Annotated in this window: 9 protein-coding genes; 3 read left to right on the top strand and 6 right to left on the bottom strand. The window is 61.0% G+C overall.

Annotation, left to right across the window (positions count from 1 at the left end; genetic code table 11):
* The first annotated feature begins 148 nt into the window (after positions 1–148).
* Positions 149–1552, top strand: coding sequence for a transposase (locus tag F6X40_RS35925; RefSeq protein WP_187631140.1), 1404 nt, complete (start codon positions 149–151; stop codon positions 1550–1552).
* Positions 1553–3309: 1757 nt separating this feature from the next.
* Positions 3310–3828, top strand: a complete 519-nt coding sequence (locus tag F6X40_RS35930; protein WP_187631141.1) for a hypothetical protein — start codon at positions 3310–3312, stop codon at positions 3826–3828.
* A 323-nt stretch (positions 3829–4151) separates the two neighbouring features.
* Here F6X40_RS35930 and F6X40_RS35935 read toward each other — a convergent pair whose 3' ends face one another.
* From F6X40_RS35935 to F6X40_RS35955, 5 genes are all read right to left on the bottom strand, one after another.
* A complete protein-coding gene (locus F6X40_RS35935; protein WP_187631142.1) occupies positions 4152–4364 on the bottom strand; it encodes a hypothetical protein in 213 nt (70 codons plus the stop codon).
* A 64-nt stretch (positions 4365–4428) separates the two neighbouring features.
* Entirely contained in the window at positions 4429–6189 is a 1761-nt protein-coding gene (locus tag F6X40_RS35940; protein ID WP_187631143.1) for a hypothetical protein, read from the bottom strand.
* 8 nt (positions 6190–6197) lie between these two features.
* Positions 6198–7061 carry a protein phosphatase 2C domain-containing protein gene (locus F6X40_RS35945; RefSeq protein ID WP_187631144.1) on the bottom strand — a complete coding sequence of 288 codons (864 nt, stop codon included), beginning with the start codon at positions 7059–7061 and terminating at the stop codon, positions 6198–6200.
* A gap of 47 nt (positions 7062–7108) precedes the next feature.
* Complete coding sequence (locus F6X40_RS35950; protein WP_187631145.1) at positions 7109–7813, bottom strand: hypothetical protein; 705 nt, start codon at positions 7811–7813, stop codon at positions 7109–7111.
* 107 nt (positions 7814–7920) lie between these two features.
* Entirely contained in the window at positions 7921–8724 is an 804-nt protein-coding gene (locus F6X40_RS35955; RefSeq protein ID WP_187631146.1) for an isochorismatase family protein, read from the bottom strand.
* Positions 8725–8853: 129 nt separating this feature from the next.
* On the opposite strand from F6X40_RS35955, the gene F6X40_RS35960 reads away from it, so the two are divergent.
* Entirely contained in the window at positions 8854–9519 is a 666-nt protein-coding gene (locus F6X40_RS35960; RefSeq protein ID WP_187631147.1) for an NUDIX hydrolase, read from the top strand.
* 129 nt (positions 9520–9648) lie between these two features.
* On the opposite strand, the gene F6X40_RS35965 is transcribed toward F6X40_RS35960, so the two are convergent.
* Positions 9649–10326: an SPRY domain-containing protein gene (locus tag F6X40_RS35965; RefSeq protein WP_187631148.1), complete on the bottom strand. Its 678-nt coding sequence runs from the start codon at positions 10324–10326 to the stop codon at positions 9649–9651.
* Between the last annotated feature and the right edge of the window lie 594 nt (positions 10327–10920).

A 10920-nucleotide genomic window follows, 5' to 3' on the forward strand; every position in this document is an offset into this window, starting at 1 on the left:
CTTCGCGCTCAACATTGACCCATGCATCGTTTCGCGCAAGCCCCGTCATTCATGGCGGGGTTAGCGAAACCTCGAACTTCTTTCGCTAGGCTTGGTGTGACGGCGAAAGTCAGGGTAAACTTAACACATTCCGGCTTTTCAAACTCTGATGGCCTGCAAAGAGAAACCTTCCTTCGTTGTCGACCTGCTGCTGTCGCCTTCCCAGAGCGACGAGCGTAGGCTCGCCGACCGGTTTCTTTGCGGGACTCGCATTTACAACCCGGTGCTGGCCGACGGGCTAGCCATCGTCGAAGCGCTGCGCGCGGACCCGCGCTGGGGCGCCGCGCGGCGAATGAAGAAGGGGGCCGCGAGAAACGAGGCATTCAGCGCCGTACGCACAGCCCACGGCTTTACAGATTTCTCGTTCACGGGACTCGCCATCCGCCACAAGAATGCAGCGGGCTTCAGCTCGCGCATCGGTGCGCATGAAACGCAGGCCATCGGGACGCGGGTGTTCAAGGCGCTTGAACAATACGTGTTCGGGAAGCGCGGCCGCCCGCGCTTCAAGGGGCTGCGGCGTCCGCTCCATAGCCTTGAGGGGAAGAACCACAAGGGTATGCTCCGGTGGAAGGCCGAAAATCAGGCGCTCCAGGTCGAGCACGGCTGGCAGATTCCGGTGCAACTGCCGAACCTCCAGAAAGACGAATGGCTCGCAGCCGCCCTGCAGTTCAAAACAAAGTATTGCCGCATCGTGTGGCGCAACATCAAGGGCGAGCGGCGCTGGTTCCTGCAGCTCGTGCAGGACGGCAGGACGCCCATCAAGGCGAGCGTCGCGAAGCGACTCGCGCCCGAGAACAGCGTCGGCGGTCTGGATATCGGTCCCTCGAAAATTGCGTGGTGCACCGCCGTCGAGGCCGGCAATGAGCGGTTCGCCGATGAGGTCGAACGTCCGCACGCGGCCATTCGCGTGCTGCGCCGAAAGCTCGACCGGCAGCGCCGCGCCAGCAATCCCGACAACTACCACGAGGACGGCCGCGTCAAGAAGGGCCGACGGACGTGGAAGAAGTCGCCGGCGATGCGCGCGACCGAGCGGCAACTCGCGGAGATGCTTCGCTATGAGGCCGCCGTGCGTAAAAATGCGCACGGCGCGCTCATTAACTTCCTGCTGGGCAGGGCAAGAATCTGGAAGGACGACGGCGTATCGCCGTTGGCATTGCAACGTCGTTTCGGCCGCAGCATTGCGGTCCGGGCGCCTGGACTCTTCATGGACATGCTGGAACGCAAGGCTGAAAGAGCTGGCGGCCAGCGGGATATCATCGACGTGTACAGGCTGAAGACGAGCCAATACGACCACTCTACGGACACGTTCACGAAAAAGAAGCTGTCAGAACGCTGGCACGTGTTTGGAGACGGTCGTGGCAGAGCGCAACGCGACATTTACAGCGCGTTTCTCGCTCGAAATACTGAAGGAATCACGTACCAGCCGTCCATGCTCGAAAAAGCATGGCGAGAGCTCGCATCACCGCTGCTTGTAGCGGGCTGGTACGAAACCAAGCTGCAACGCGAAGGCTAGGTAGTTGCCTGAGCACGGGCTGACTTCGCAGCCCGTCAGAGCGGTTCGCTATGCAGTCCGCGTCTATCCGGTCTGAGCGTCGAGGGCTTTTACAGACTCGCCGCAGCCCCGGGAAGTTTGGCGAGGAACCCTCCCCGTTCACGGGGAGGAGGATGTCAGCCAGAGCGCTCCACGCTCGAGCTCCCTGTGTAACGAACTGGTAAGGCTCTCCGCCACTGCCCTATTTGAGGCTTCCAACTGCAAGACAAGCGTTGCTAGTTCCACAGCGGACCTCCTTCGCCTTTCACTTGCAGTGATGTTAGCGGGCGATGCCGGGAATTGCCACGCCGTGCTTTCCGATGCGATGTGAGCCGTCGCCGCAACTGCAGCGGATGAAATACCGGGAAATGCGGGCCAAGCCACATACAGGGACCCCGAGGCCGTCGAGAATCCGTTCCGTCGTACCAATACAAACAAGCCAAGAGGATGCGAATACAGCATCCGAGGGCTGATGAAGGCCATCCGGGGAAAAGGCCGAACAACCTGACGCAGACCGCCAACAATAACACCGCCAGCGTCAAGCAACACTAAGAGCGGTAGGGTAGGGAGGGGACAGGGCGGTGCGGAGACGCGCCGCCCTTTTTCTTTCCTGACACGCTGGCTACACGTGGAATGACTTCTCGATTCACGCTATTTAATCGCCCCCGTGTTCCCCTTTGGTTTTCGGGGTGCCTCTTGTTGGTATGCTGCATGGCCTTTGCAGGGGCATTCGTCATCCTGAATGGCCGGAACAGTCACGTATTATTCTTGGTTGGTACGTTGCTGCTGGCTGCGGCTGTTCCATCTTTGCTGGTGCTCCTTGTATTGTCGCTGGTGTGCCAGCTAGTACGCACGTTCACCGATGTGCAAGGGCTGTCGACAGCCTGGAAGCCCTGTGAGGAAGCAGAGGATTTTGGCTACGCTCAACGCTTTATCTTGACGGGGTCGGCAGCGCGGCTTTACGACCAGTTTTTTGTGCGGGTAGCCTGTCCCCGCACCTGGCGGTTTTCAAATGCATATCCAGCTATTCGTGATGCAGCGTCGTGCAACTTTGGAGGCATATTCGACCGACGTCCTGGATGAGATAGTTAGGGGCGACCTTGGTCGTCGAGCGCTGAAGACCTTTTACGCGCTCCCACGAGATTTCAAAATCTACCTCATCACCGAACTGCACACTCTGCCGCATTTGGGCTCCGCGCGGTTTGTCCGCTTCGAAGGGATTCGTCGTGCTGGAGTGGTGTCGGTACGCCTCGAGCCGCACCCCGCTGGAAGGGGCGCAAATCGTACAGCAGGTAGCCCCTTATCGTGCGGCACTGAGTCGTATCGTTGCAGCAGCCCGGGTAGCCGCTGCCCCCGGCCAGCGCTGTGAATGAGCGGTTATACCTCACAAGGGGAACGTAGGGTATAACCTCTGACGCGTGTTGCCGAAGGGGTTGTCGTCCGGAGCGAAGCTTATTTGAGAAACCGAACCGACTTCATCGTGCGGGCGGCCTCGTCGCTCGGCTCCGCCGCCGCCCGTCCACCTGGAAAGCGAACGGCTGCCGTTGCTCACGACGGCGCTTACGCACTCACCGCCGCCATGACTCCAATGTATTCGTCCGTAAAGCTGCACGCAACGTTGGCCTGGAGTGACCCCCGGAAGATTGCGCGCCCGGTGTGACACCGTCAGCTTGTCTAGAAAGGGAGCGGTACCTAGACTACTCGCAACAAGGCCCCTAAAACTCAAAGGACAAAACCAAATGAAGACTCTGCAGCCACAGCCCGGAAGCCCGCTGACGTCATGGCGTGCTGGCGGGACTAAAGACTTCGCCGGCTGGCTCATGGGCGAAGCGCTTGTGGACATCAACGACGTTCGCGTTGGCGACGTCATTCTCGCGGAGAGCGTGCAATTCGACGCGCTCAACCTCTGTCGAGTCGAAGAATTCCCGGAACTCCCGGAGAAAGGAAACCGCTGCTATGCCGTGTTTGTTGACCCGGCGGACCCGTCGAAGAAGCGCGCGCCAGGGGATAACCAGTTCTGCATCTGGAAGCACGAATTCGAATCCCAAACGGATAGCCGGTATTATCGCGTGACGCGCCGTTCAGCAAGAGAGCGTCGACCGCACATTGTGTGCGACCACCACACGAACGGTGTAATTTTTCGCGGAACCGAAGAGCAGGTTACTGAGTGGCTGGTGAAGAACCCGCAATACCCGGTGCAGGCCGAAAGCTCCCGCGATGACTGCCACATGTACTTTGTGACGTTCGTTGATTGCTGACAGCCTTGGTCGGTCTAGCAGTCAGAGGTGTGATTTCGAAACGGACCCGTGCTTTTACGGGTCCGTTTTTCTTGGCGGAGGACCCTGCGGGACGGTGGGGCTGGTAGCAGGTCATCCCGCGCACTTATTGCACTCGAGTTCCCAACGCCGCAGCGACCAGCCGCGCGTATCCTTGCGATTCAAAGCAAAAACCGTCCGACGCCGAAGCGTGGACGGTTTGGAAGCAAGGGGGCCGTCTGTTCGCTGGGCCTAGTCCTCAGCGACACCTGCTCGGTGCGGTGAGGGCCGTTAAATCACGCGACCATCCAGTGCACGAAGTTCACTCAGAGGACGTCGGTCCAACGTTTCACGAGCCAGTATAAATCCGGCGCGACGCGGACGAACTTATCGTTCTCGACCGACAGGCGCGCCATCGCGGCAGTCAGGTGTCCTTTGTCGAGGTCGGCGAGAGCCTGCTGCACAACCGTGTAGTCGCGCAAGGCGGGGTTGCTGAGTTCTTGCTGAAGGGTGCTGCGCTCGGCGGCCGAGATAGTCATGATTTTGTCCTCAAGGATTGCACTACGGTACCCCGTATAGGAGCTCGAGGACGTGCTTCAGGCGTCAGGCCAATGACAAGCGGTACACGGTGTCGTCACGGAAATATGCGACTCCGTCCGGCAGAGCGAAGAGCGCCATGTCCTTCGTGACACTCCCATCGGGTACGACTCGCTGGCCGGCGCCGAGCGTATTCGCAACCGTCACCTCGCCGTCGTCAAACACCGCGACCAGGATGCCCTTGGCGTTTATGGCGGTGCTCATGCCGGGCGAATCGATGACGTCCTCGCGCGCGATGTCGTATTGCACGCCGTTCAGGCGAAGCTCGAGCCGGTACATCTGGCCGTCGCGTGTCGAGAGCGCTTCTACGAGCACAAACCCCGCTCGCCGTGCGAACGCGCTGATAGGGCGGTAGGAGGCGAGCGCAGGGCACCGGTTGATGTGCACCGCGTTGCCCTCCGGAACCACGAGGAAGGGCTTGCCAAGGCAATCCATGATAGCCACGCCGTCGTAGAAGCGAGTCGATTGCACGGGCACGGGCCACACGGCTTTGACCGTCGCAATCACGCGAGGTCCGAGCGTATCCACCGCAAGCTCGATGAGGCCCTGTTCGGTACCGGGATTGAGTGCGAACGGTCTACCGTCAATGACCACCAGGCGGTTGGCCGCGAGTGCGAGCGGCGGCAACGCCGTGACGGCCGGCAGCGGGTCGCCCGCGACGCAAAGCAGCTCGCCCGTGATTTGGTCACCGGCGCGCGCGAGAAACACATGCGAGAGACCGTGCCGCACGAGACAGGCCTGATTGGAAAACAGCGCCGCAATCTTCTGGTCGTCAAGTCCCACGATGCGCGCGCGCCGCTGGAGGTCGAAAGCTTCCATGCCGGCGGCACCATCATAGAACGCCACGCCCGCGCCCGACACATGACGGATGCGCCCCGGCAGGCTCACGAGTTTTTCGTGGCGCACGCTACCCGACGCCGATTGCACAACGCGCGTGGTTCGCGGCGCCGTTGCGCTGACCGTTGCGACGAACGAGGCCGGCGGCGCGGTACGCACGCCTTTTTCGAACACATCGCGGTACCAGTCTTTCAGAGCACCGGGGATGCGGTTCAGGTCGCGAACCGCCGAGTTGAGCTTGACCTTCGGGTCGAACACCGAGGCATTCGCCTGCATCCGGCCCACGAGGTCGGCCTTCTTGAAGTCGGGATGTGTTCCCTTGAACGGGTGAATACCGGTGAGCACCTGGAAGGACACAACGCCCCATCCGAACCAGTCACTGCCCTGATTGAAGGTCGGCGTATGATAGTCGCGAATCGACGGCATCAAGGCGGTCGCCTTGTGCTTGCCAATCTGCCAGCTGTCCACGTCGATGATGCGCGGCTGGACGCCCTCGGCCAGATAGTTCATCTCGTTTCCGTCGACGAGCAGCGCGCCGAGAGAGTGGGCGGCGCGCACGGCGTCGCGCATGTTGCCGACGAGCTCGACGGCTTGCGTGTCCTCGAAGCGGTTTGCATCGCGCCACGAGTTCGTGAACGTCTTGACGAGCGGCTCGCCCTTAGCCATCGGCATGTAGTAGCCAATGAAGGTCTGCGCCTGGTCATAGACGGGGCCGAGCGGGGCGACGATGAAGGGATGCTGGATTGCGGACAGCTGGGAAATCTTGGATTCCATGCCGTGCTGCTGCGCCTTCGCCGGGTCGAAGAACAGCTTGATGGCATATCCCTTCTTCACATAGACGGCGCCTTCACCACCCGAAGCGACGTGGTCAGCTTCGGTCAGCGTGAATTCGCCTTTGCCGGGAATGAAAATCTTGGTGCGCGCCGCCATGATAGTTCTCAGGTTTGAGCAAACCAGGCAGTGGCGACCGCGAGGTCGTCCTGCGGCTTGTTGCCGGTCTTGGCAAATTTGTCGAGGGCCGAAATCATCCGTCGTTTGACGAACGCGCCGGCGAAGTTCTTGTACGCAGTGAACTCGCGCGCGGCGTTGCGCGCCGCCACGTCGCTGACCCGGAAAATGCCGTCCGTGAAAATGGTCACCCCGTCGATTCCTTCGTCCTGCGGCCGGTACGAGACCTGATGGCCGCCCATGAGCTCGGCGAGGCTCCTTTCGCGGGAGCCTTCCTCGAGCAGAGCGAGCTCGCCCGTGGCCGTCTCTTCGAATACTGACCAGCACTCAACCGCAGCGCTGTCGCGGCCCGCCGCCGAGAATTCTGAAGCCCACCGGTCGAAGTGTCCTGGTCGGCAGAGGTAGTTCAGATAGAACGGGGCGTTACCTGCCCATTCCAGCCACTGCAGGCGATACCGCTTGTCGGCATAGCGCACCAGATGGGCACCGTCGCCGAAAGTGACGACGGTAGCGGTCTCCGGCGACGCAACAAGGCCGACGAGCGTCGCAAGGTAGTCCTGGGGCGAGGGGGACATCGAGAAGCGCAAGGCGAATGCCGCCTTCATCTCCTCGAGGAAAGCTTCGTCGAACCAGTCGCCGGCTCGGGCGAGGCGGGCACGCATCGTTTCCTCGAAGGCGAAGCAGATGGCGCGCGCGCCCACATCGGTGTTCGCGTTTGCGCCGCCGCAGCCGTCAGACAGCACCGCGAAGACGCGTGCGCTGTCGTCTGACATGCCTGACAGGGCATAGTCTTCGCAACCGGTGCCTTGGCGCACGTGCTCCTGCCCCGTGGTGAAGAAGTGGTCGATGTTCAAGGAGCAGCTCCGGGTCGTGATGAAGTAGGCATTGCTGGGCAACGTGCTCAGAACGAGAGCGGCTGGCTCGGCCCACCGGTGCCCAGAGCTTGCGAGGACGACGAGATGGAGCGGCTCACGAAATCTGCCAGCTTGGCCAGGCGTTGCGGCGTTGCGTCACCTGCGTCGACGTACTGGGACAGGTTCGCATCGCGGCAGAAAGCTTCGTGGGCGGCGCGATATTGCGCGGCGTTGATGCCGATGAGCACGACCGACAGCGATTCAATCCATTCGTTGTGGATGCCGCGCGTGAGTTCCTTGCGGATGCTGGTCACCGTCTGGGCCGAAGCGTTGTCGCCGCCGTCGGTGACAACGAACACCACGCCGTTCACGTTGAAGTCGTTTTCCGAGAGGATGCGGCCGTACTCGTTCGTCGCCGCAATCGCAGAGTATGTCGCATCGTAGAGCGCGGTCATGCCCCGGCAGTCGGGCAGTTGATACTGGTTCTCGTCGATGCGCTGCAGGTCCATGAAGCCGTGCACTTCCTTGGGCGCGGTGTTGAACTCGACGTCGCGAACCATCAGAAATTCGGCGCGCGGGTTCTTGCGGCATGCCTGAATGATGGTCTTCTTGGCTTCGAGCAACGCCGGCGCGAAGTCTTCGACACTCCCCGTGACATCCATGACGATGGACGCGAGGGTGTATGCGGTTGAGCCTAATTTTTCGGGTCGTACGCCCGAGAAAGCGAAGTTCGTGACCTGGCCGGTCTGCATGTCGTCTTTGAACAGTTCCATCTTTTTCTCCGGTATTCGTGAGTGGTGGCGCGTGTGCGGTGATTCGGGAGTGGCACGGCCCGGGAGAGGCCGTGCCCGTGTCGGGGTTACGCGAGGAAGTCGACCGACGTCGTCACTTGCATACCGCGCGCGCAGAGGTCCGTGATGAACAGCTGGCCCAGACCCTCGAAGCCTTGAACGGAACTTGCACAGTCGGTAAGGAGCACGAGTTTCTTGATGCTGTCGTCGCCGAAGTTGTCCGCGATGTCGCGCACGGTGCTCGCCACGCAGTGGGACAACGCTTCGCCGGCGATGAGCACCATGTCGGCGGCCTCGAGCGTCTTCACGAGTCGGCTGTTGAGCGTCGTCGACGGGTCGGAGGCGTCCGGCACTTCTGCCTGCACTGCCGAGTAGTGTTCGGTCAGCGGGTTGCTACCCTTCGTGACGAAGTCGACGACGGCCTGCTTGTTGCGCGCCCACTCGCCGAGCGACGCGAAGACATCCGCGTGCACGTTGTGCCCCCAGCTGCCGATTAGGCAGTGTTCCGGCCAGATGAGCAGCTGGTAGCGCTGGTTAGCTTCGAGCGCCTGAACGTACTTGAGGCTGTGCGCCTGCGCGAGCGGGTTGCGGGCGCGCCATACGCCGTTCTGGACGTCGGCGGCGGAGATGCTGGTGAACGGCGCCGGCGACTCGCCCTTTTCGGTGACCCACCACGAGGGGTGTGCGATGTCGACCGGGTTGTGCGAATCCAGCGTGACGTGGATGTCGTCGAGCTTCGAACCGAGGCGGTCGATGAGAGCCGCAACGCGCTTCATGTCAGCGTCGGCGCCGGGCACCGGAAGGGCCGCGCCCTTGATGTCCATGAAGTCGTTCTGGGGGTCGATGAGCAGCAGGTGAATCTTGGTCTTCATACTTGTTCTCCTTGTGAACCGTAGCTAGGCTGACGCCTCGTGTGTGGCTTAGTAGTATGTTGCCACTAAGGTATGTGCGGAGTGTAGTGACCTTTGTGGTAAAATGCAACTAAGCCTGGAGAAAAAATTATGAGCAAGTTGATAACCACGGTTGATGTGGTCCTTCTGACGTTGATGGAAGACCGGTTGCAGGTCGTTCTGCAGAGGCGCCCGAGGGAGCCGTTCAAGGGGGAACTGGCGCTGCCGGGCGGGTACATTCACGACGAAGAGGACGCGTCGACGTTCGCTGCAGCGACTCGGGTGCTGCTCGACAAGACGGGTATTACGTCGCCCTACCTCGAGCAGCTGTACACGTTCTCCGGACCGGACAGGGACCCGCGCGGCTGGTCAATGAGCGTGGCGCATTACGCGCTCGTCCATAGGGACGCGTTTCTCGGGGATGGCAAGGACATCGCGCTCTATCCAGTGGACGAGCTGCCAGCTCTTGCGTTTGACCACAACGAAATCGTTGACTATTCCGTTGAGCGGGTGCGCGGCAAGTCGAGTTACTCAACGTTGCCGCTCTACCTCATGCCGGCGGAGTTCACGCGGCCGGAATTGCAGCGGACCTACGAGAGTGTGCTGGGCCGGCCGTTGGACAAGAGCTCGTTCTTCCGGAAGGTGAGCAGCTGGGGGATTGTGGAGGAGGTGGCCGGCGCATTCGAGGAGTCGAAGGGCCACAAGCGGGGGCAGCTCTACCGTATCAAGCCCGGTGCGAGCATCGAGCTGTTTCAGCGCAGCGTTTTTCGCGACTAGCCGCGAAAAAGCTGCGGCTCAATTTCGCGGCCTCATTGGAAGGGCCTGCGCCTGGAGACAAGCCTTGGGTCGCTAGGGCATAGGTGTAGGGCGTATAAAGTCCCCAACGCGTAACACGAGCAGAGTCCCTTACCAGTTAGTCTGGTACCCAGCGGGAGGAGTGCAGGCAAACGCACTTTGCCCAAAGTTTGCAGTCACAGTAGTGGCGCCGAAAACAGTTGTGAACGGGTACACCGTGGTACCCGGGTTAAATGCACCTGTCATGGAAAACGACGGACTGTTTTGTAGCTTGCAGTTGACGTAAAAGTCGACCGTGTTCTTGTCCAAATCCACTGCGACACCTACTGTCCCTTTACTGGCCCCGGCTACCGGCAGGTATTCGGTGTTATTGCGCACAATGGCGCCTCCTGGGTAAGCAAATATGGCAGCGTCCCCAGTTCGATTCCACCCGCCAGGCTGCGATGAAACAGGGATTACCCCAATTTCGGGGACGTTGTTGGTGCTCATCGCGTCCAAGGTTACTTCGAAATACCACTTGCCAGAGTTATGCCCCTGATTCGCGATAATTTCGTTGTAGACCTGGTTATTGGGGGAGTTCCAAGTTAGCTGGTCGGACTGTAACGTGCCTTTGTTATACCAACCCCAGGTAGTAGGAGTAGAAGAAGGAGCGGGCGCCCCAGAAGCGACCAGCCCTTTGAACGGCACTCGCAATGAGTACGGCTGACCCGCCACGGCCACCGAAGCAGCCAAGGCCAAGGCCAAAACGATTGGGAGCCTTACGGCGGTGACGAGGGGGTTGCGTTTCATGGTGGCTTAGAAGTGGGGGTAGACCCTCGTATAGCACCCGGAGTTTCGCAAAGGATTCAGGAGAGCGCCCTCGGGCACCAGCTCTATCGCTGAATGGCGCAACCAGGCGTTCCGGAAGTACTCAATCAGACCCGGGTGCCATCACTGAAACGATACGACGATGAGTCCGTTGCCGCCGTTCGTTCCGTTCAGGCTGTTGTTCGCGCCGCCGAGGCCCACCCCAGGCTGGTAGTCGGGGCTACTTGAGTTAGCAGGTGAACCGCCCGAGGCTGACATCAGTAGCGGGTTAGTGCCGGTGCTAATCGCGTATGAAGACCCGCCACCCCCGCCCATATACTCGCTGTACTGGTTGCCGCTCACATAGCACAACGAGCCGCCGCCTCCACCATAGTAGCCGCCCCCGCCGCCCGAACCTTCGCTAGATGACGCTGGCGCGCCCCCTTGCAAGTAGGTGCCATTTCCGGCGGCAGCGAAGGCGGAGGCACTTTGGTTCGCGGCGGCCGTTCCGCCCGCCGAGCTGGTGCCCCCTGTGGCTCCGGTGCAATGGGTCGAGTCTTGACCGGCGCCGCCCCCGCCCGCCCCGCCGGTCAGGGG

Source organism: Paraburkholderia sp. UCT31, from assembly GCF_014397655.1.
Lineage (GTDB): Bacteria > Pseudomonadota > Gammaproteobacteria > Burkholderiales > Burkholderiaceae > Paraburkholderia > Paraburkholderia tuberum.